Origin of the sequence: Roseateles sp. NT4, from assembly GCF_051857475.1 — a bacterium.
Classification (GTDB): domain Bacteria; phylum Pseudomonadota; class Gammaproteobacteria; order Burkholderiales; family Burkholderiaceae_C; genus Pelomonas.
The window spans coordinates 865,320-884,071 of the sequence record NZ_JBPZGZ010000003.1 but is presented as its reverse complement, the minus strand read 5'-3'; the positions used below and the strand labels follow the sequence as shown (position 1 = coordinate 884,071).

General features: G+C 70.2%; 22 protein-coding genes. 14 read left to right on the top strand and 8 right to left on the bottom strand.

Translation table 11 applies throughout. From position 1 onward, the window contains the following. Positions 1 to 30 precede the first annotated feature (30 nt). Entirely contained in the window at positions 31 to 666 is a 636-nt protein-coding gene (locus ACS5PN_RS23075) for an L-threonylcarbamoyladenylate synthase (RefSeq protein WP_439466351.1), read from the top strand. Position 667: 1 nt separating this feature from the next. Here ACS5PN_RS23075 and ACS5PN_RS23070 read toward each other — a convergent pair whose 3' ends face one another. Continuing rightward, positions 668 to 1,099 carry a DUF4259 domain-containing protein gene (locus ACS5PN_RS23070; protein ID WP_439466350.1) on the bottom strand — a complete coding sequence of 144 codons (432 nt, stop codon included), beginning with the start codon at positions 1,097 to 1,099 and terminating at the stop codon, positions 668 to 670. A gap of 221 nt (positions 1,100 to 1,320) precedes the next feature. Here ACS5PN_RS23070 and ACS5PN_RS23065 point away from each other — a divergent pair, with 221 nt between their 5' ends. Together ACS5PN_RS23065 and ACS5PN_RS23060 are read left to right on the top strand one after the other, a co-directional pair. Beyond that, a complete protein-coding gene (locus ACS5PN_RS23065; protein WP_439466349.1) occupies positions 1,321 to 1,587 on the top strand; it encodes a hypothetical protein in 267 nt (88 codons plus the stop codon). Between the two features lie 301 nt (positions 1,588 to 1,888). After that, a complete protein-coding gene (locus ACS5PN_RS23060; RefSeq protein ID WP_439466348.1) occupies positions 1,889 to 2,122 on the top strand; it encodes a hypothetical protein in 234 nt (77 codons plus the stop codon). Positions 2,123 to 2,226: 104 nt separating this feature from the next. Here ACS5PN_RS23060 and ACS5PN_RS23055 read toward each other — a convergent pair whose 3' ends face one another. From ACS5PN_RS23055 to ppk2, 3 genes are read right to left on the bottom strand one after another with little or no spacing between them, the layout of a single operon-like run. Then, a complete protein-coding gene (locus tag ACS5PN_RS23055) occupies positions 2,227 to 2,571 on the bottom strand; it encodes a glutaredoxin family protein (protein ID WP_439466347.1) in 345 nt (114 codons plus the stop codon). A gap of 21 nt (positions 2,572 to 2,592) precedes the next feature. Continuing rightward, positions 2,593 to 4,197 (bottom strand): inorganic phosphate transporter, encoded by a 1,605-nt coding sequence (locus ACS5PN_RS23050; protein ID WP_439466346.1) that lies wholly within the window; start codon positions 4,195 to 4,197, stop codon positions 2,593 to 2,595. A gap of 15 nt (positions 4,198 to 4,212) precedes the next feature. Beyond that, the gene (gene ppk2 / locus ACS5PN_RS23045; protein WP_439466345.1) at positions 4,213 to 5,118 is read right to left on the bottom strand and encodes a polyphosphate kinase 2; all 906 of its coding nucleotides are present in this window, start codon (positions 5,116 to 5,118) and stop codon (positions 4,213 to 4,215) included. A 130-nt stretch (positions 5,119 to 5,248) separates the two neighbouring features. On the opposite strand from ppk2, the gene ACS5PN_RS23040 reads away from it, so the two are divergent. From ACS5PN_RS23040 to ACS5PN_RS23025, 4 genes are read left to right on the top strand one after another with little or no spacing between them, the layout of a single operon-like run. Continuing rightward, positions 5,249 to 5,626, top strand: coding sequence for a BlaI/MecI/CopY family transcriptional regulator (locus ACS5PN_RS23040; RefSeq protein WP_439466344.1), 378 nt, complete (start codon positions 5,249 to 5,251; stop codon positions 5,624 to 5,626). Continuing rightward, entirely contained in the window at positions 5,619 to 6,824 is a 1,206-nt protein-coding gene (locus ACS5PN_RS23035; protein ID WP_439466343.1) for a M56 family metallopeptidase, read from the top strand. The genes ACS5PN_RS23040 and ACS5PN_RS23035 overlap by 8 nt, the downstream gene beginning before the upstream one ends. Further along, positions 6,821 to 8,101, top strand: a complete 1,281-nt coding sequence (locus ACS5PN_RS23030) for a M56 family metallopeptidase (RefSeq protein ID WP_439466342.1) — start codon at positions 6,821 to 6,823, stop codon at positions 8,099 to 8,101. The genes ACS5PN_RS23035 and ACS5PN_RS23030 overlap by 4 nt, the downstream gene beginning before the upstream one ends. 42 nt (positions 8,102 to 8,143) lie before the next feature. Continuing rightward, positions 8,144 to 10,150 carry a DEAD/DEAH box helicase gene (locus ACS5PN_RS23025; RefSeq protein WP_439466341.1) on the top strand — a complete coding sequence of 669 codons (2,007 nt, stop codon included), beginning with the start codon at positions 8,144 to 8,146 and terminating at the stop codon, positions 10,148 to 10,150. Here ACS5PN_RS23025 and ACS5PN_RS23020 read toward each other — a convergent pair. The 4 genes from ACS5PN_RS23020 to ybaK are packed head-to-tail and all read right to left on the bottom strand — an operon-like array spanning position 10,147 to position 12,212. After that, positions 10,147 to 10,518 (bottom strand): RidA family protein, encoded by a 372-nt coding sequence (locus ACS5PN_RS23020; protein ID WP_439466340.1) that lies wholly within the window; start codon positions 10,516 to 10,518, stop codon positions 10,147 to 10,149. The genes ACS5PN_RS23025 and ACS5PN_RS23020 overlap by 4 nt on opposite strands. After that, complete coding sequence (gene plsY, locus ACS5PN_RS23015) at positions 10,515 to 11,174, bottom strand: glycerol-3-phosphate 1-O-acyltransferase PlsY (RefSeq protein ID WP_439466339.1); 660 nt, start codon at positions 11,172 to 11,174, stop codon at positions 10,515 to 10,517. Before plsY ends, ACS5PN_RS23020 begins: the two co-directional genes overlap by 4 nt. A gap of 37 nt (positions 11,175 to 11,211) precedes the next feature. Then, entirely contained in the window at positions 11,212 to 11,685 is a 474-nt protein-coding gene (locus ACS5PN_RS23010) for an MgtC/SapB family protein (RefSeq protein WP_439466338.1), read from the bottom strand. Positions 11,686 to 11,717: 32 nt separating this feature from the next. Beyond that, entirely contained in the window at positions 11,718 to 12,212 is a 495-nt protein-coding gene (ybaK, locus tag ACS5PN_RS23005; RefSeq protein WP_439466337.1) for a Cys-tRNA(Pro) deacylase, read from the bottom strand. Positions 12,213 to 12,511: 299 nt separating this feature from the next. Here ybaK and ACS5PN_RS23000 point away from each other — a divergent pair, with 299 nt between their 5' ends. From ACS5PN_RS23000 to ACS5PN_RS22970, 7 genes are all read left to right on the top strand, one after another. Next, positions 12,512 to 13,060 (top strand): DUF2975 domain-containing protein, encoded by a 549-nt coding sequence (locus ACS5PN_RS23000; RefSeq protein WP_439466336.1) that lies wholly within the window; start codon positions 12,512 to 12,514, stop codon positions 13,058 to 13,060. 4 nt (positions 13,061 to 13,064) lie between these two features. Next, on the top strand, positions 13,065 to 13,292 hold the full coding sequence (locus ACS5PN_RS22995) for a helix-turn-helix domain-containing protein (RefSeq protein WP_439466335.1): 228 nt from the start codon (positions 13,065 to 13,067) through the stop codon (positions 13,290 to 13,292). A gap of 3 nt (positions 13,293 to 13,295) precedes the next feature. After that, on the top strand, positions 13,296 to 14,015 hold the full coding sequence (locus ACS5PN_RS22990; protein WP_439466334.1) for a hypothetical protein: 720 nt from the start codon (positions 13,296 to 13,298) through the stop codon (positions 14,013 to 14,015). A 5-nt stretch (positions 14,016 to 14,020) separates the two neighbouring features. Beyond that, positions 14,021 to 14,665: a hypothetical protein gene (locus tag ACS5PN_RS22985; RefSeq protein WP_439466333.1), complete on the top strand. Its 645-nt coding sequence runs from the start codon at positions 14,021 to 14,023 to the stop codon at positions 14,663 to 14,665. A gap of 58 nt (positions 14,666 to 14,723) precedes the next feature. Beyond that, positions 14,724 to 16,055, top strand: a complete 1,332-nt coding sequence (locus ACS5PN_RS22980; RefSeq protein ID WP_439466332.1) for an SWIM zinc finger family protein — start codon at positions 14,724 to 14,726, stop codon at positions 16,053 to 16,055. A gap of 73 nt (positions 16,056 to 16,128) precedes the next feature. Continuing rightward, a complete protein-coding gene (locus ACS5PN_RS22975) occupies positions 16,129 to 17,676 on the top strand; it encodes a DUF5691 domain-containing protein (protein ID WP_439466331.1) in 1,548 nt (515 codons plus the stop codon). Further along, positions 17,673 to 18,752: an ATP-binding protein gene (locus tag ACS5PN_RS22970; protein WP_439466330.1), complete on the top strand. Its 1,080-nt coding sequence runs from the start codon at positions 17,673 to 17,675 to the stop codon at positions 18,750 to 18,752. Before ACS5PN_RS22975 ends, ACS5PN_RS22970 begins: the two co-directional genes overlap by 4 nt.

The window sequence follows — 18,752 nt, the reverse complement described above, 5'->3', positions numbered from 1 at the left end:
CAGCTGGGCCATGCGGTCGCACAATGCCGCATGGCCCAGCTCTTCGAAGTCCACCCCGACAACCCGCAGCCGCGCTTCCTGCGCCAGTGCGCCCAGATGCTGCAGGCGGGCGGCATCGGCGCGGTGCCGACGGACTCCAGCTATGCCTTCGTCTGCCACCTGAACGACAAGTCCGCCGCCGAGGCCCTGCGCCGCGTGCGCGGCGTGGACGACAAGCACCACCTGACCCTGCTGTGCCGCGACCTCTCGGAGCTGGCCACCTATGCCATGGTGGACAACCGCCAGTACCGCCTGCTGAAGCTGGCGACACCCGGCGCCTACACCTTCATCCTGCCGGCCACCAAGGAAGTGCCGCGGCGCCTGTCCCACCCCAGCCGGCGCACCATCGGCCTGCGCGTGCCCGAGCACAAGGTCATCCAGGAGCTGCTGTCGCTGTTCGGCGAGCCCCTGCTGTCGACGACGCTGATCCCGCCCGGCGACACCGAGCCCATGAACGACGCCGCCGACGTCTGCGACCGCCTGGACCGCCAGCTGCAATTCGTGCTGGACGCCGGCGCCTGCCCAGCCCAGCCGACCACGGTGCTGGACCTTAGCCAGGGCGACGAGCCCATCCTGGTGCGCCAGGGGCGCGGCGACCTGGCCCGGCTGGGCCTGCAGCTCGACTGAATCAGGCCGCGTCGCGCGGCTGCGGCGGCGCCTGCAGGCGTCGGCGCAGGTCGGCCACCGAGGCCAGCCAGTCTTCGGCGCTGTCGCTCTCGTCCCACAGCTCCTTCAGCTCGGAGTCCTCGTCGACGAGGCGATCCAGCACGGTCAGTGCCTGTTGCACCAGAGCCTCGGGCGGCGTCAGCCGCATGCGGGCGATCCAGTCCTCGGCGACTTCGGGGCAGCTCTCCTCGCTCCCATGACCCCGCAGCCGGGCGATCAGCTCGATGGCCGCCAGGGCCTCCGAGGCCTGGGGTGCCTCCACGTAGTCGCTGCCCTCTTCGAGAACGGTGGCCAGGGCCTCCTCGATCAGCGACAGGTCGTCGACCTGCTCCAGGCCGTGGACCCAGTCGAGGGCGTCGTCGTTGCCGAAGGTTTCGTGGCTCCAGGCTCCCATGGCGCGTACCCGTTGTTGGTGATGGCGCCGCAGTGTAGGAAGGGCACCGTGCCGCCGTGCCGGCCATATTCACATCGTCGGTTCATCCGCCGCGCCTGCAGTTCATCCCGCGCGGCTGGCGCTTGATCGCAGCGCCCTGGAAGCGCCCCGGTCCATTGCCGAAACTGACTCCATCGAACAAGCAATCACGCGGTTCGAAACCCAAGCAAACGGAGTCCATCATGAGCAAGCAAGTCACCTTCCTCGCCGCTGTCGCCCTGGCCTTCTCGGCCTTCGCCGCGCAAGCCGCCCCGGTCGTCAAGCTGGAACGTGTCGTCGTCACGGGCAAGGCCACCCGCGAAGTTGCCCAACTGCCGCGCGTTGTCGTCACCGGCTACGCCCAGCGCGAAGTCGCCCAGCTGCCCCGCGTTGTCGTCGTCGGCTACAGCGAAGCCACCCTGGCCCGCCAGACCCTGGCCGCCGCCAAGACTTCCACCAAGCGCGGCTGAACCAGGCGTCGTCCCGATATGCATCTGACGCCTTTTTCCACCATCGCCGAGCCGAGTCGCCAGCGCTGCTGAGCAGCGTTGCCGACTCGGCTCGGCCTTTTGCCTTTCCGTCTTCAGCAAGCCGCCTTCGGGCGGCTTGGTCGTTGGCAGCCCAGCCGCAGTTGGTCCGCCGCGCCTGCAGTTCATCCCGCGCGGCTGGCGCTTGATCGCAGCGCCCTGGAAGCGCCCCGGTCCATTGCCGAAACTGACTCCATCGAACGAGCAATCACGCGGTTCGAAACCCAAGCAAACGGAGTGCATCATGAGCAAGCAAGTCACCTTCTTCGCCGCTGTCGCCCTGGCCTTCTCGGCCTTCGCCGCGCAAGCCGCCCCGGTCGTCAAGCTGGAACGTGTCGTCGTCACCGGCAAGGCTGTCCGTGAAGTCGCGCAACTGCCGCGCGTTGTCGTGACCGGCTATGCCCAACGCGAAGTCGCCGTCCTGCCCCGCGTCGTCGTCACCGGCTACAAGACCGCCACCGTGGTCGCCGCTCTCTGATCCAGGCGTCGTCTGAACATGCGAATGACGCTCTTGATTTCCACCGCCGCCGAGCCGAGTCGCCAGTACTGCTGAGCCAGTGCTGCCGACTCGGCTCGGTCCATCTATTTCAGGATTTCCAGCAGCCGCGCGCGGTCGAAGCCGATGACGCGCTGGCCACGCACGATGAGGGTGGGCGTACCGACGCTGCCCTGCGCCTGGTAGTCCGCCAGGCAACGCGCTTCACGCTCGATGAAGCATTCCTGGAAGGGGATGCCTTCCTGCGTCATCCAGCGCCGCGCCGCCAGGCAATAGGGGCAGGTCTCGGACGAGATCATGCGGATGTCGCCCGGCCGCACGCGCTGGGCCAGCATCAGCCCATCCTGGCCGGCCACACGCTCGCGCCAGACCGTCGAGCCCGCCCAAGCCAGAGCGATGACGACGAACAGTGAGATCGGGGGCCACTTCATGCCCCCGATGCTAGGTCCGGCTCAAAAGATCTTCACGAACAGCCAGTAAAGCCCCGCCGACAGTGCGATGGCCGCCGGCAGCGTCAGCACCCAGGCCATCAGCAGGTTGCGCACCGTGCTCCATTGCAGGCCCGAGCGGTTGGCGGCCATGGTGCCGGCCACGCCCGAGGACAGCACCTGGGTCGTCGACACCGGCAGGCCATAGATGTCGGCCGCGCCGATGGTCAACATGGCCACCAGCTCGGCCGAAGCGCCCTGGGCATAGGTCAGATGGCTCTTGCCGATCTTCTCGCCCACGGTCACGACGATGCGCTTCCAGCCCACCATGGTGCCCAGGCCCAGGGCAATGGCCACGGCCACCTTCACCCACAGCGGGATGAACTTGGTGGCGTCATCCATCTGCTTCTTGAAGGCCTTCAGGTTGGCATCGGCCTGTGCTTCGAGCTTGACCGTCGGCTCTTTGCCCAGATGGCGGATGGCCTCGGACGTCAGGTACATGTCATTGCGCACGTTCGCAACGGCTGCCGCGGGCAGCTTGGCCAGGCTGCCGGCCTGACGCACCTGCGCGCCGATGCTGTCGGCCATGGCCGCCACCGCCCCCACGACCTCGGGCGTCAGCGTGCGCGTGCGCACATAGTCGGCCAGCACGGTGCGCGGCTCGGTCGGGACGACGAGGGTCGCCGTCTGGCGCAGCGACTGGGCCGTGACCTGGGCCACGGCGGCGAACTGCGTCGCCTGGTCGGCCGGCATGGCGCGGTTCAGCGCGTAAGCCATGGGCACGGTGCCGATGAGGATCAGCATGATGAGGCCCATGCCCTTCTGGCCGTCGTTGCTGCCATGGGCGAAGGACACGCCCGTGCAGGTCAGCACCAACAGGCCACGGATCCACCACGGCGGCGGCTTCTTGCCGGCCGGCTCGCGGTACAGGGCCGCGTTCTTGACGAAGGCGCGCAGGGCCAGCAGCAGCCCGGCCGCGGCGATGAAGCCGATCAGCGGCGACAGCAGCAGCGAGTAGCCGACCTTGGTGGCCTGCGCCCAGTCCACACCGCTGGTGCCGTCACGGCCGTGCATCAGCGCATTGGCCACGCCGACGCCGATGATGGAGCCGATCAGCGTGTGCGACGAGGAAGCCGGCAGGCCCAGCCACCAAGTGCCGAGATTCCAGATGATGGCGGCGATCAGCAGCGCGAACACCATCGCGAAGCCCGCCCCCGAGCCCACCTGCAGGATCAGTTCCACCGGCAGCAGCGAGATGATGCCGAAGGCCACCGCGCCGCTGGACACCAGCACGCCGAGGAAGTTGAAGCAGCCCGACCAGATGACCGCCACATTGGGCGGCATGGAGTGGGTGTAGATGACGGTGGCGACCGCATTGGCGGTGTCGTGGAAGCCGTTGACGAACTCGAAGGCCAGCGCGATCAGCAGGGCCACGCCGAGCAGGATGTAGGGCAGCCAGGTCGTGGTCAGGGCGCCCGTGTCGGCCACGTCGCCGATCAGGCTCCAGCCGGCGAACAGCAGGCCGGCGGCCAGCAGGAAGATGAAGACGATGCTGGTCAGCGGGCCGGACTTCTGGTCCAGCCGGGGTTTGGCCGAAGTGGCATCGGCAGCGAGCGTGGCAGTGTTCATGCGGATGCTCCCGGCTCAATAGATTTCAGGCACGACGATGTCGTCGGGCACTGGGTGGCGGATGTAGTCCTCGCGGCGCTCGCGGGCCGGCAGCTCGATGTCGGCATGCACCACCTCCTGGTAGGGCATCTGCGACAGCAGGTGGTGGATGCAGTTCAGCCGCGCGCGCTTCTTGTCGTCGGCCTTGACAACCCACCACGGCGACTCGGGCGTGTGGGTGCGCTCCAGCATCACCTCCTTGGCCCGCGTGTACTCCTCCCAGCGCCGGCGCGACTCGAGGTCCATGGGGCTGAGCTTCCACTGCTTCAGCGGGTCATGGATGCGGCCCAGGAAGCGCACGCGCTGCTCGTCGTCGCTGATGGAGAACCAGTACTTGATGAGCTGGATGCCCGAACGCTGCAGCATGCGTTCGAACTCGGGCGCGGAGCGGAAGAACTCCTCGTACTGGTCGTCGGTGCAGAAGCCCATGACGCGCTCGACGCCGGCACGGTTGTACCAACTGCGGTCGAACAGCACGATCTCGCCGGCCGCCGGCAGATGCGACACATAGCGCTGGAAGTACCACTGCGTGCGCTCGCGGTCGTTGGGCGCCGGCAAGGCCGCCACGCGGCAGACCCGCGGGTTCAGGCGCTGGGTGATGCGCTTGATGACGCCGCCCTTGCCCGCCGCGTCGCGGCCCTCGAACAGGATGACGACCTTGTGGCCGGTGTGCTGCACCCAGTCCTGCAGCTTGACCAGCTCGCTCTGCAGCCGGAACAACTCGCGGAAGTAGCGCTTGCGCTCGCTCGCGGCATCGCCCGGCGCGTCGCTGGGCATGCTGCCGTAGTCGCGGTCCTCGAGTTCGAGCTCCAGCTCTTCGTCGAAATCGTCCTGCAGGTCGCGGTGAATGCGCTTCACCAGTTCGTCTTCGATGTGGCTCACAGGGCTCTCCGGCCGCGACGGCGGCTGAACACGGGATGCTGGATCGCGGATGTGGCGGTGTCATGACAGCGGGGGCTTGACGCCATCGTTTACAGGCGTAATCATTCGCCATCGTTTACGGATGTAATCAATGACGACACCCCCCGCCATCAGCGACGCCGAGAGCCTGGTCATGCGCCAACTCTGGCAGCGCTCGCCGCAGACCGCCGAGGAGCTCACCGCCATCCTCGGCACCAGCCAAGGCTGGCAGCCCGCCACGGTCAAGACGCTGCTGAACCGCCTGCTGAAGAAGGGCGCACTGACCGCCGAGCGCGACGGCCGGCGCTTTCTGTACACGCCGGCCATTCCCGAGGAAGCCTGGGTGGCCGACACCGGCCTGTCGCTGATCGATCGCCTGTTCGGCGGGCGCCTCGCGCCACTGGTGGCGCAGTTCGCGTCCGAGCGCAAGCTGAGCGCCGATGACATCGAAGCGCTGAAGGCGCTGCTGAAGGAGCAGGAGCGTGGCTGACAACACATGGCTCACCGGGCTGGGCCAGCAGGCTTTGCTGCTGACACTCGCCGTGCTGCTGCTGGCGCTGGCTCGCCCGCTGCTGAGACGCCTCGGCGCTGGCGCCCTCTACGCCGCCTGGCTGCTGGTACCCGCGCTGCTGTTGACCCCCGCACTTCCCCGGCCCACTTTGCAGCACGAGCCGCTTGCACGGATGCTCAGCGCAGCCGGCGTGAATGCGCCAGCCGCCCTGCCTGCGTTGAAAGCCGCCACGCCCGATCACGGCGGGCCCTGGCTCACGATCTGGCTGGCCGGCGCGGCCCTGTCGCTGGCGCTGCAGTGGCGGCGGCAATGGCGGCTGCAGCGGCATGGCGGCAGCCTCCCGGCGGGGCACAGCCCTGCGTTGATCGGACTGCTGCGGCCGCGGGTCGGCTTGCCCGAAGACTTCGAAGCACGCTTCAGCCCGGCAGAGCAGGTGTTGATCCTGGCGCATGAAGACATGCACCGCCGGCGCCAGGACAACCTGTGGAACCTGATCGCCGGCCTGCTGGTCGCCCTGCACTGGTGGAACCCGCTGGCGCACTGGGCCTGGCGGCGCATGCAAGGCGATCAGGAGCTGTCCTGCGACGCCGCAGTCCTCGCCGCGCAGCCCCATCAACGCCACATCTACACCCGCGCCTTGCTGCTGGCCCATGGGCTGGATGCGCAGGCCACTCCGCTGGCCAGTCGCTGGGCCTCTTACCACCCCCTCATCGAAAGAATCACGATGCTCAACCGCCCCCGCTCCGCCAGCATGCGCAGCCGCGTCACCGTGGCCGCCTCCGTGCTGACGCTGTCCGGCCTGGTCTACACCGCCCAGGCTGCCGACCTGCCAGCGCCGCGCGAGTACGAAGGCGCAACCGTCGATCTGCAATGGCAGGACGGCCAGGGCCGCACGCAGACCCGCATGCCCGTCACCCTGCCCTGGCATTTCTTCGAGACCCACCAACCCCTGGTCTTTTCGCCACCCGCCACGGCCAAGCCTCTGGAAGTGGTGTTGCGCGGCAGCAAGCTCGCCGATGGAAGCAGGCAACTCACCGCGGCCCTGCGCGACACCCGGACCCAGGACGGCTTGACCGCCGAGCAAGCCTTGAGCGAGGGGGCAGCCACCAGCGCGGAAGTTGCCGCGCCGGTGCAGGCCGGCGGCGGACGGCTGGTGTTCAAGTTCATCAAGTCATGAGCGAGTTGCTGCTGTCCTCGCTGCTGCATCAGGCCTTGCTGCTGAGTGTGGCCATCGTGCTGCTCCGGACCCTGCGTCGCCCTCTGCAACGGCTTGGCGCCGGCGCGGTCTATGCCTCATGGTTGTTGCTGCCCCTTCTGCTGCTGACGCCGGCGCTGCCCCGGCCCGTCGTCGAGCCCCTGCGAGTCTTCGCCACGGCTGCAGGCCGCGCCGCCGACAACGGCGTGCCAAGCCTGGCGGCCCAGCCCCTACCCACCTCACTGGCCGCACTGTGGCTTTCGCTGTGGCTGGCGGGCACTGCTTTTGTGCTGGCCGTGCAGGCCTGGCGGCAATGGCGGCTGGTGCGGCTGGGCTTGCGACTGCCCGCCGGCAGCAGCCCGGCCCTGGTGGGCGTGCTGCGCCCGCGCGTGGCCCTGCCTGTCGACTTCGACGACCGCTTCACGCCCGCGGAGCGCGAGCTGATCCTGGCCCATGAGGCCGTGCACCGCGCGCGGCAGGACAACCTGTGGAATCTGATCGCCACGCTGCTGGCGGCCCTGCACTGGTGGAACCCGCTGGCCTGGTGGGCCGCGCGCCGCCTGCGCGCCGACCAGGAACTCGCCTGCGATGCCACTGTGCTGGCCTCCCGGCCCGGCGCCGTCGCCACCTATTCCCGTGCGCTGCTCGCAGCCCACGGACTCACACCCCACGGCGCGCCGCTGGCCAGCCGCTGGGTTTGCGCCCACCCCCTTGTCGAAAGGATGACCATGCTCCAACACCATCTGCCGATATCCCGCCGCCGTGGCCTGGCCTTGGCCACGGCCCTGCTCTGCCTCGCCGGTACAGCCTATGCGTTGCAGGCCGCGCCGGGCGAGCCACCCGTCGTCGAAGGCTTCACCCAGCTGCGCTTCGAGTTGCAGTTGACGGTGGACGGCAAGCTGGCGGCCAAGTCCAAGCTGGTCAGCTTTCCGGCCAAGCCCGCCGTGATCCTCACCAGCGATGCCGAGGACAAGGAGCAATGGATCATCTCGCTCAGCGCCAGCTTTGCCGGCGAGGACCGGCTGATGATCGACAGCGAGATCCGCCGGAACCAGGACAAGGCCAGCATCCAGGGCTGGCGCGAGCAGCGCAAGCCGGCACCAGAGACTTTGGGCAGCGTCGTCGCGTCGCCGCGGCTGCTGATCAAGGACGGCGACTTGGGCCGCATCAGGGCGACGACGCCGGACGGCCACGAGATCGAACTCAGCGTCAAGGCGACTTCCTTCCGCGGCGAGCCCAGCGTCGGACTGAAGGGCTGACCCGCTACAGTCGCGCCCTCCCGAATCCACCCCCCTGTTCCGATGAGCCTTGCCGACGTGCGTTCGGCGCTGGATGCCGAGCTGTCGGCCACGCCCGAGTACTACGACTTCAAGGTGCTGAACAGCGAGCGCGAGGGCTCGCTGTGGCGGGTCACGCTGGAGGGGGGCTATGTGTTCGCCGAGGGCCAGCGCCCGGGCGCGGCCTCGGCCCAGGCCCTGCTGGACGACAGCCTGGATGGCGCCAGCGCCTGGTGGGGCGCGCCGATCAAGGGCGGCGCCAGCGTGCTGGCCGTCGTCGCCGAGGACGACCAGCTGGTGCTGCAGAACGCCAGCAGCCCGCCACCACCGGCAGGCCACCTGATCCGCCTCTACCCGACGCGCTTCTTGAAGGCCGTCGCCGACGCCTGGTGGGACACGTCCTGGGCCGAGCGCGCCCTGGCCTGCCTGCCAGACCTGAGTCAGCCACAAACCATCGACCACGCGCCGGCCCTGACCGGCGCGCCCTTTCGCTGGCTGCGCCAGGCCCAGCGCGAGGCCCTGGCCCTGGTCGGCCACAGCAGCGCCTTTCTGTGGGGCCCGCCCGGCACCGGCAAGACGACGACGCTGGGCGTGCTGCTGGCCGAATACCTGGACAGCCGGCCGACGGCGCGCGTGCTGCTGCTGTCGACGACCAACCACGCCGTCGACCTCGCCACGCTGGCCGTCGACAAAGCGTTGGAGAAGGGTCGCCGCGAGCATTGCCGGCCCTTCGTGCAGCGCCTGGGCACGCGCTTCGACGCGGCGGCCTATGCGGGCCGCGAGCACCTGATCCCGACCGAGGACGCCGACCTGATCGCCCGCCTGGCCCGCGCCGAGGCGGCGCGGCCGTCGGCACGCGATGCCGTCGCGCTGAAGGCCTGGGCCGACCGCGTCGCGTCGCTTCGGGACGAACTGCGCGCGGCGTCGCTGAAGGTGCTCAAGCGCTGCCGCCTGGCGGCGATGACAACGACACGCGCCGCCTTCACGCTGAAGTCGCTGCGCGAGCTGAGCACCGACGACGAGCCGCCCTTCGACCTCGTCGTCTTCGACGAGGCCAGCCAGGTCAGCCTCGCCCATGCGCTGGCGCTGATGCCGCTCGGTCGCGCGCGGCTGTTCGCGGGCGACCCGCAGCAGCTGTCACCCGTGCAGCGCAGCGAGGACCGCGGCGCGCGGCGCTGGCTGGGCCGTTCGGCCTTTGCGCACATGCCGCGTACCGGCGCCTCGGTCGCGCTGCTGGATGAGCAGTCGCGCATGGCCGGCCCCATCGGCGACCTGGTCAGCCAGCTGTTCTACGACGGTGCGCTGCGCGTGGCGGCCGACACCTCGGCCGACTGGCAGGCAGCTCGGCGCCGTGCGTTGGGCGACATCGCGCCCGACGCGCATGTGCATCTGCAGCGCATCCAGCGTGATGGCAGCTGGTCCGCGGCCCTGCGCGGGCCGGCGAGGCGGGAATCGGCCGAGGCGATCGCCGCCCTGTGTGCCGAGGCCCTGGCCAGCGGCCGGTGGCAGCCCGAGGAGCTGATCGTGCTGACGCCCTTCCGCGCCCAGCGCGCGCTGATCCGCCAATGCCTGAACGCGCGCGGCCTGCCGGATTCGCTGCGGGTCAGCACCGTGCACCGGGCGCAGGGCAGCGAGGCCCCCGTCGTGATGCTCGACCCCGCCGACGGCGCCCAGCCCTTTCTGCAGGGCGAGGAAGCACAGCGCCTGCTCAACGTCGCGTTGAGCCGCGCCCAGGCCAAGCTGGTGGTCTTCGTGTCCGCGGCGGATGCGGCCGGCGCCTTGCTGGCGCCGCTGGTGAGCAAGCTCAGGCTGGCGGCCGACGACCGCGCGGCCCAACCCCTGATCGAACTGGCCCGTCAGCCCGGCTTCCCGGCCAATGCCGTCGGCCGCCGGGTGTCTGCGGGCCGGCATGTCGGCGAGGTGGCGCGCATCAGCGCCGACGGCCGTCAGTTCTGGCTCATCAACGCCGGCACCGGCACGCAGCAGGTCTTCGACGTCGAGTTCTGGCGCGAGCGCGCCCGGGGTGCCTAGACCGCGGCGGTGACGACGATCTCCACCTTCCACTCCGGTCGGGCCAGGCCGGCGATGACGGTGGCGCGCGGCGGCGTGTGGCCGGAGGCGACCCAGGCGTCCCAGGCGGCGTTCATGCCGGGGAAGTCGGCGCGGTCGGCCAGGAAGATCTGGGCCATCAGGATGCGGCTCTTGTCGGTGCCGGCACGGGCCAGCAGCTTGTCGATGGCCGCCAGCACCTGGGCCGTCTGGGCGGTGATGTCGACGCTGGCGTCTTCGGGCACCTGGCCGGCCAGATAGGCCACGCCGTTGTAGACGGCCATCTCGGACAGGCGGGCGCCGATGTCAAAGCGTTCGACGGCGGAGGAGGAAGGGGTGGAGGCGCTCATGCTTTCTTCCGGTTCTTCTGGGGTTTGACGGGTGCCGCTGCGGCGCCTGCTTTCTGGCCGAGCTTGCTCTCGGTGCCGGCCATCAGCTTCTTGATGTTGGCCGAATGGCGCCACACCAGCAGCAAGCCCATGATGATCAGGGCCAGCGCGGTCGCTCCGGCTTCCCAAATGAGCAACTGATACATCGGCGCGAAGGCGGCCGACACGATGGCAGCCAGGGACGAATAGCGGCTGAACCAGGCAATGATGAGCCAGGTGGCCAGCGTCGCAACCCCCAGCAGGGGGTTGAGACCGAAGATGACGCCGGCCGCGGTGGCCACGCCCTTGCCGCCCTGGAAGCGGAAGAACACCGGCCACAGATGGCCCAGGAAGGCCGCCAGGCCGACCAGGGCCGCCGTGCCCTCGCCGAGGCCGAAACGCGGGCCCCAGATCAGCACCGCCAGCACCGGAAAATAGCCCTTGAGGGCGTCGAACACCAGGGTCAGGATGGCGGCGGCCTTGTTGCCCGAGCGCAGCACATTGGTGGCGCCCGGGTTGCCCGAACCATAGGAGCGAGGGTCCGAGAGGCCCATGGCGCGGCTGATGATGACGGCAAACGACAGCGAGCCGATCAGATAGCCGGCGAGAGCGGCAAGCAGGGTGAGAGCGGTTTGCATGGGGCGGCATTGTCATGCAGCGCTGCCCGCCCAGACGTCAACGCTTGTCCCGACTCACCAGCCGTGGCAGCGCCGCCAGCACAGCCAACGCCAACAGCGTGCTCAGCAGCGCGGTGCTCTCCCGGCCCAGGCCGCAGGCGACGCCGATGGCCGCCGTCATCCAGATGCCGGCCGCCGTCGTCAGGCCCTGCGTGTCTTCCTCGGTGCTGCGCTTGATGATGGCGCCGGCCCCCAGGAAGCCGATGCCCGTGACGATGCCCTGCATGACGCGGCTCATGTCGGCCACCGCCATGCCGTCCAGCTCGGGCACCAGCACGAACAGTGCGGCGCCCATCGCCACCAGCATGTGGGTGCGGATGCCGGCCGCCTTGCCCTGGCTCTCGCGTTCGTAGCCCAGCACGCCGCCCAGCAGCGCCGCCAGCAGCAAGCGAACCATGATGCGCGTGACCTGCTCGACGTCCGGCGCGTCGGAGAACTCGGACTGGAGTGTTTTCAGGATGGTGGCCCACATGGGCCGACCCTGAGCAATCGACGTACCCGGCCTCAGCCCGCGTTAGCGCAGTTCACCGGTCGTGCGCCGAGCAGTTCGGTGAGCACCTGCGGCGCGATGCCGACGAGATAGCCACGCCGCCCGCCGTTGATGCAGATCCTGGGCAGCTCGAGGATGCTCGCTTCGACGAACACCGGCATGGCCTTGCGCACGCCGAAAGGCGAAGTGCCGCCCACCTGGTAGCCGCTGTGGCGCTGGGCCACCTCGGGCTTGCAGGGCTCGACCTTCTTGCAGGGAATCTGCCGCGCCAGCTCCTTCAGGCTGACCGTGCGGTCGCCATGCATCAGCACGATCAGCGGGTCGGCCTTCTCGTCCTGCATGACCAGGGTCTTCACGACGGCGTGCTCGTCCACGCCCAGCTGCTTGGACGACTCGGCCGTGCCGCCGTGCTCGACGTAGTCGTAGACGTGCTCGGTGAAGGCGACGCCGGCGCGCTTCAGGGCCTGCGTCGCCGGGGTCTCGCTGACATGACTGCCTTTTTTGCTCATCCCGGCATTTTCAGCCCCTCGCCCGGTCTCGCACCGCTGCACGCGGCGAGCCCGGTCGGTCATGCAGACCGCGCAGCCGGCGGAGCCGCTGCTCTTCGGCAGGCACGGCAAGTCCACAGGACTCGCCGTGTCCGGCCTCAGCCCCCGAGGGGACGGCGACGCTCGCGGCATTGAGCCGCAAGCACATCGCCTGCGGGCCGGCTTGGGGCGGCCCGGCGCCGGTCCGCTTGTGAAAATTCTGCTCTACGACAACGAATTATTGTTTTACAGTAAGTTTTTCCTGTTTCAAGAAGGCCGCCATGCCCGATTCCTTTTCCGCCGACGGCCTGCGACGCATCCGCCGGCTGGCCTGGATCGTGCGGTTGCTGTGCCTGCTCGGCGTGGTCGTCATCGGCACCCTGCCCTTCATCTTCTGGGCCGACGCGGTCTGGGTCGCCGAGGTCGCGGCGCGCACCTGGAATCTGGGCAAGGTGCAGCTCGACCTGGGCTCGCGCCTGTGGGGGCTGGCAGCCTCGATGCTGCCGACCTCGATGAGCCTGTTTGCGCTGTGGCAGATGTGGTCGCTGTTCGGCTGCTTCGCCGAAGGCGAATTGCTGGCGCGCCGCCCGGCCCAGCATCTGCGCCGCCTCGGCCTGGGCCTGTGCGCGCTGGCCGCGGCCCAACCGCTGAGCCACACGCTGGCCATCCTCGCGCTGACCTGGGGCAATCCCAAGGGCGAGCGCCAGCTCTGGTTCGGCCTGTCCGGCGATCACTACCTCGCCCTGCTCTTCGGTCTGCTGCTGCTGGCCCTGGCGCAAGTCCTCTTCGAGGCTGCAAGGGTCGCCGACGAGAACGCCGAGTTCGTCTGAAGCCATGCCCATCATCGTCACCCTCGACGTCATGCTCGCGCGCCGCAAGATGCGCTCGCGCGAGCTGGCCGAGCGCGTGGGCATCACCGAGGCCAATCTGTCGCTGCTGAAGAGCGGCAAGGTGCGCGGCGTGCGCTTTGACACCCTCTCGCGCATCTGCGAGGTCCTGCAATGCCAGCCCGGCGATCTGCTCGCCTGGGAACCTGGTCCCGAGCCCCCTGAAGAACCCTGATCCATGCGAATCCTGCTTGCCTGCCTGCTGGCCGTGGCCACGGCCGCCCATGCCCAGACCGAAGTGCTGCCCACCGTCAAGACCGAACTCAAGCGCGACGGCGGCGTGCTGCCCTATGGCCAGATCAACAGCCTGCTGAGCCGCCTGCGCCAGCATGGCGAGGGCCTGTTCCGCATGGACTTCAGCGTCGACGTCGAGAAGACCAAGATGCCGCTGGCCGACATCCGCCTGGCGGTGCGCAGCGACGAGGCGGACTACCCGCTCAAGATCAACGCCGCCGGCGGCTTCGAACTGCCCATCCTGTCGGAGGCCGAGGCCAAGACGGCCGATCTCGCCACCAACGTGCCCAAGGGTCAGATGGCGGTGCGCGGCAGCCTGGAGCTGAACACCCAGCCCGAGGAGGTGACGATGGCCAAGGTGCGCCAGATCATGCGCGTCGCCCGCACGCTGCGCGAAGAGCTGTTGCCCTGGTATCTGCGTTGGCTGTTCCCGCGCATCGAAGCCGTGCGCATCTGCAGCGCCACGCCGAGCTGGCAGCTGCAATGGCAGGAGAACGGGCAGCTGCTCGGCCTGCCCCTGCCCGTCGCCACCGGCGAGCGCGACCCCGAAGCCAAGAAGGGCGAGGCCGGCCGCCCCTGCACGCTGCTGACCGGCCAGGAGAACTGGCCCGACGCAGCCCGCCTGGTGCCGCCGCCCAACAGCAAGGTCAGCGTCAAGCTCTAGGCGCCATGGACCACCGCTGGATTGCGCGCGGACTCGTCGCGGCCCTGCACCTCGGGCTGCTGGCGGCGCTGTGGATGCACAAGCCGCCGTCGCTCGGCGAGCACGCCGACCGGCGCGTGACGACGGTGCGCCTCATCGCGCTGCCCCAGCCGCGCGTGCCGCAGCTCATCGAGAAGGAGCCGCCCCGCAACATCGGGCCGCACATCACCCTGCCACCCCGCGTCGTCGTCGCCCCGCCGCCCGTGCCCGACACCGTCCCTGCGCCGGCGCCGGTCACTCCTGTGGCGCCTGCGCCGTCCGCGGAACCACCGCGCACGACGCTGCGGCTGGCCCTGCCGCCCGGCTATGCCGCGTCCAGCGCCGCGGCCCGCAACCCGGCGCTCAACGACCCGCGCAGCAACACGCCACGCCCGACCTTCGAAGACCGCATCGCCGACGCCACCGGCGGTGCAGGTGCCTGGGTCGAGGAAAGCACGAGCGAGAACCGCTCCCAGGCCGTCGGCGCCCAGGGCGACCGCCGCACCGTCATGCGCCGCGGCGACACCTGCGTCGAGATCTTCCGCTCACGCATCGCCGATGTGGACCAGTTCAACGGCAGCGTGGCCCCGCGGGCGATCAGCATGGTTGGCAAGCCCTACAAGTGCAAATGAGAGGCCACCGGCCCTGACATAGACTGCGCGCACAACAGATCAGGGGGAGATGGCCAGCATGCTGCTGACCACGGAGGCCGTACTCGCGCTCGCACCGGATGCCGCCTCGGCCAAGGCCGCGCATGGCCTGGTCAGGCCCGCACAGTGGCCGCTGCTCGGCGCCGATGAGGCCGCCGTCTGGGGCGAATGCCAGGGCAGTGGCTCCAAGCCCTACCAGACCCAGGTCGACCTCAGCGGCCCGGCCTTCCGCTGCTCCTGCCCCAGCCGCAAATTCCCCTGCAAGCATGGCCTCGCCCTGCTGCTGATGCGGGCCCAGCAGGCCGCTGTCTTCACGGCGACCGAAGCACCCGCCTGGGTCAGCGAATGGCTGGGCAGCCGCGCCGACAAGGCCGAGAAGCAGGCGGAGAAACAGGCCGCCAAGGCCGCTGCCCCGCCCGCCGATCCCGAAGCCGCCGACAAACGCGAAGCCCAGCGCTGGCAGCGCATAGGCACCGCCGCCAGTGACCTGCAACGCTGGCTGGCCGACCAGCTCGCCCGCGGCCTCGGTGCCCTGGACGACGAGGCCCTGGCCAATTGGCAGACGCAGGCGCGCCGGCTGGTCGACGCGCAGGCGCCGGGCCTGGGCCAGCGTGTGCTCGCGGCCGCCCAGGGTGTACGTCGCGGTGCCGACTGGCCCGAGCAGACGCTGCAACGTCTGGGCCTGCTGCAGCTCGCCTGCGAAGGCCTGTCTCGCCGCGAGCAGCTGCCCGCGCCCTTGCAGGCCGACCTGCGCACCGTCGCTGGTTGGCCGCTGGAGCGCAGCGAGGTGCTGGACCAGGGCGAGCGTGTGCTGGACCGCTGGACGGTGCTGGGCAGCCTCACCGAGGAGCGCGACGACAAGCTGACCGAGAGACGCGTCTGGCTGCAGGGCGAGCGCAGCGGCCGGCGCGCCTGGCTGCTGGACCACGCTTTTGGCGGCCGCGGCTTCGAACAGTCCTGGCTGGTCGGCACCTCGACCGAGACCGCCCTCGCCTTCTTTCCCGGGGCGGCGCCGCTGCGCGCCCTGCCCGCCGAACCAACGTCGGACACTGGCCCGGCGCGCTGGCCCGAGGCCGCCGCTGCGTCTGAATGGCAGGCCATCGCCAAGCGCTTTGCCGCCAACCCCTGGGTGAACCTGCATCCCCTCGTGCTGGCCGATGCCCTGCCCCTGCGCCAGGGCGATGGCATGGCCGTCGTCGGCGCCGGCCGCCTGCTGCCCATGACCCTGCCCGACACCGAGGCCTGGACCCTGCTCGCCATCGCCGGCGGACGTCCGCTGCGGCTGATGGGGGAATGGGACGGCCGCAGCTTTGCACCGCTGACGGCCTGGTCCGCTGACGGCACCATCATCTGGCTGCGGAGGTCGACATGAGCGCCGCGCCGGGCCGCCCCAAGCAAGCTCGCTCCCGCCTGGCGGGACAGGCCGCAGGCCGAAGGGGGCACCAATGAGTTCGCCCTGGACTGCCTTGCTGCCCGCCGCCACGGTCGGCACGGACCGCCTTGCGGCGCCGCTGCCCACCTGGCCCGGCGACATCGGCGACACCATCAGCCAAGCCGCTGGTGCCGCCACGGACCCCGCCACCGCGCTGCTGCGCACCGTCGCCGTGCTGGCCGCCTGCGGCCTGGCCGGCGCGCAGGGCGCGGCCGCGCCCGCCGAACTGCCCACACCGGCCGCCGACGAGACCCTGCCCGCGCCCGGACCCGGCCTGGTGTTCGACGCGCTGCGCCAGGCCCTCTTCGACAGTCCCGCGCGCCTGCCGCACGAGGCCTTCGTGATCCTGGCCCGGGCCGGGCTGCGCCTGCCCGGGCTGCTGCTGCCGCAGGCCCTGGAGCTGGGCCGCCGCTCGATCGCGCTGCGCGCCGCCCTGCTGCCGGCCCTGGGCCAGCGCGGCCTGTGGCTGGCGGCGCAGCGCGAGGACTGGGCCTATGCGGCCGGCGTCAGCGAAGACGACGGCGGCGACACGCCATGGACGGAAGGCACGCTGGAGCAGCGCCGCGCCTGGCTGACCCGTCTGCGTGCCACCGACGCGACCGCCGGTCGCGAACGCCTGCAAGCCGCACTCGCAGAACTGCCCGCCCGTGAGCGCGCCGACCTGGCGAGCGCCCTCGCCACCGGCCTCAGCCTGGCGGACGAGCCGCTGTTGGAAACACTGCGCGGCGACCGCAGCAAGGAAGTGCGCCAGGCCGCCCTGCAACTGCTGCTGCGCCTGCCCGATGCCGCCCATCCGCGCCGTGCCGTCGAGCGCATCACGCCCCTGCTGACCCAGGATCGCGACCTGCTGCTGCGCAAGCGCTGGCAAGTCGATGCGCCCACCGCCGCCGGCAGCGACTGGAAGGCCGACCAGGTCGACGCCACCCGGCCCACCCACGAGACCCTGGGCGAGCGCGCCTGGTGGCTGTACCAGCTCGTGCGCCAGACGCCGCTGGCCTGGTGGAGCCGCCACACCGGCATGACGGCCGCCGAGCTGCTGGCCTGGGCCGCCGGCACCGACTGGACCGAGGCCCTGGTGCGCGGCTGGGCCGACGTGCTGCTGGCCGCGCCCGACGACGCCTGGTGCGACGCGCTGCTGGACCGCTGGCCTCCCGCGCTGCGCATGGACCCCGCCACGGTGCTGGGCCTGCTGCCACCGGCCGCGCGCGACCGCCATCTGATGGCCGCAGCACGCAACGGCTCGCAGCAGCTGGCCATCGTGCTCATGCAGGCGCTGAACGCCTGCCCGCCGGGGCAGTCGCTGTCGGCCGAACTGTCGGGCGTGCTGGTGCGCGCCCTGCACGACAAGGCCCGCGACGGCGCGCTGAACACCGACTACGGCCTGCGCGGCCAGCTGGCCGACTTCGCCTGCGTCGCCCACCCGAGCAGCTTCGGCGCCCTCGCCGACCTGCCGCGCCGTGCCGATGAAACCCCCAGCTGCGTCGAGGCGCTGGCCCTGGTCGACAGGACCATCGCCGCGCGACGCACCCTGCACACCCTGATCCCGACGAGGACACCATGAACTCTGTACTTCGCCAGCATGCCGAGACCCAGTTCGCCGAGGAGCTTGCCGAACTGAAGCGCGCGGACACGCGCCAGCGCCCGGCCAACTGGGAGCTGTCGCCCTGGGCCGTCGTGCGCTATCTGATGGGCGGGCGGCTGGACAACGGCTTCGAGCTCAGCCCCAAATACATCGGCGATGCGCGGTTGATGGAGATCGCCGTCGCGACGCTGGCCACCGACCGCGCGCTGCTGCTGTACGGCGTGCCGGGCACGGCCAAGTCCTGGGTGTCGGAGCACCTGGCCGCGGCCATCAGCGGCGACTCCACGCGGCTGATCCAGGGCACCGCCGGCACCAGCGAGGAGCAGCTGCGCTACGGCTGGAACTACGCCCAGCTGCTGGCCCACGGCCCGTCCGAAGCGGCCCTGGTGCCCAGCCCGCTGATGCAGGCCATGCGCCACGGCAAGATCGCCCGTGTCGAGGAGCTGACGCGCATCCCGGCCGACGTGCAGGACAGCCTCATCACCGTGCTGTCCGAGAAGACCCTGCCCATCCCCGAACTCTCCAGCGAGGTGCAGGCCGTGCGCGGCTTCAGCGTCATCGCCACGGCCAACAACCGCGACAAGGGCGTCAACGAACTGTCGGCCGCGCTGAAGCGCCGCTTCAACACCGTCGTGCTGCCGGTGCCCTCCAGCGCCGAGGACGAGATCGCCATCGTCACCAAACGCGTCGGTGAGATGGGCCGGGCGCTGGAGCTGCCGGCCGAGCCGCCCGCACTGAAGGAGGTGCAGCGCGTCGTGCAGATCTTCCGCGAGCTGCGCAGCGGCCAGACCGAGGACGGCAAGACGCGCATCAAGTCGCCCACCTCCACGCTGTCCACCGCCGAGGCCATCTCCGTCATCAACAGCGGCATGGCCCTGGCCGGCCATTTCGGTGACGGCGTGCTGCGCCCAGCCGACATGGCCGCCGGCTTGATCGGGGCCGTTGTCAAGGACCCGGTGCAGGACAAGGCTGTCTGGACGGAGTACCTCGAGACCGTCGTCAAGGAGCGATCGGACTGGAAGGATCTGTACCGGGCGTTCAGGGAACTGAACTGA

Coding starts and splice junctions, on each gene's coding strand:
- ACS5PN_RS23075 (WP_439466351.1), top strand. CDS start 31: ATGGCCCAGCTCTTCGAAGTCCACCCCGACAACCCGCAGCCGCGCTTC.
- ACS5PN_RS23070 (WP_439466350.1), bottom strand. CDS start 1,099: ATGGGAGCCTGGAGCCACGAAACCTTCGGCAACGACGACGCCCTCGAC.
- ACS5PN_RS23065 (WP_439466349.1), top strand. CDS start 1,321: ATGAGCAAGCAAGTCACCTTCCTCGCCGCTGTCGCCCTGGCCTTCTCG.
- ACS5PN_RS23060 (WP_439466348.1), top strand. CDS start 1,889: ATGAGCAAGCAAGTCACCTTCTTCGCCGCTGTCGCCCTGGCCTTCTCG.
- ACS5PN_RS23055 (WP_439466347.1), bottom strand. CDS start 2,571: ATGAAGTGGCCCCCGATCTCACTGTTCGTCGTCATCGCTCTGGCTTGG.
- ACS5PN_RS23050 (WP_439466346.1), bottom strand. CDS start 4,197: ATGAACACTGCCACGCTCGCTGCCGATGCCACTTCGGCCAAACCCCGG.
- ACS5PN_RS23040 (WP_439466344.1), top strand. CDS start 5,249: ATGACGACACCCCCCGCCATCAGCGACGCCGAGAGCCTGGTCATGCGC.
- ACS5PN_RS23030 (WP_439466342.1), top strand. CDS start 6,821: ATGAGCGAGTTGCTGCTGTCCTCGCTGCTGCATCAGGCCTTGCTGCTG.
- ACS5PN_RS23025 (WP_439466341.1), top strand. CDS start 8,144: ATGAGCCTTGCCGACGTGCGTTCGGCGCTGGATGCCGAGCTGTCGGCC.
- ACS5PN_RS23020 (WP_439466340.1), bottom strand. CDS start 10,518: ATGAGCGCCTCCACCCCTTCCTCCTCCGCCGTCGAACGCTTTGACATC.
- plsY (WP_439466339.1), bottom strand. CDS start 11,174: ATGCAAACCGCTCTCACCCTGCTTGCCGCTCTCGCCGGCTATCTGATC.
- ACS5PN_RS23010 (WP_439466338.1), bottom strand. CDS start 11,685: ATGTGGGCCACCATCCTGAAAACACTCCAGTCCGAGTTCTCCGACGCG.
- ybaK (WP_439466337.1), bottom strand. CDS start 12,212: ATGAGCAAAAAAGGCAGTCATGTCAGCGAGACCCCGGCGACGCAGGCC.
- ACS5PN_RS23000 (WP_439466336.1), top strand. CDS start 12,512: ATGCCCGATTCCTTTTCCGCCGACGGCCTGCGACGCATCCGCCGGCTG.
- ACS5PN_RS22995 (WP_439466335.1), top strand. CDS start 13,065: ATGCCCATCATCGTCACCCTCGACGTCATGCTCGCGCGCCGCAAGATG.
- ACS5PN_RS22990 (WP_439466334.1), top strand. CDS start 13,296: ATGCGAATCCTGCTTGCCTGCCTGCTGGCCGTGGCCACGGCCGCCCAT.
- ACS5PN_RS22985 (WP_439466333.1), top strand. CDS start 14,021: ATGGACCACCGCTGGATTGCGCGCGGACTCGTCGCGGCCCTGCACCTC.
- ACS5PN_RS22980 (WP_439466332.1), top strand. CDS start 14,724: ATGCTGCTGACCACGGAGGCCGTACTCGCGCTCGCACCGGATGCCGCC.
- ACS5PN_RS22975 (WP_439466331.1), top strand. CDS start 16,129: ATGAGTTCGCCCTGGACTGCCTTGCTGCCCGCCGCCACGGTCGGCACG.
- ACS5PN_RS22970 (WP_439466330.1), top strand. CDS start 17,673: ATGAACTCTGTACTTCGCCAGCATGCCGAGACCCAGTTCGCCGAGGAG.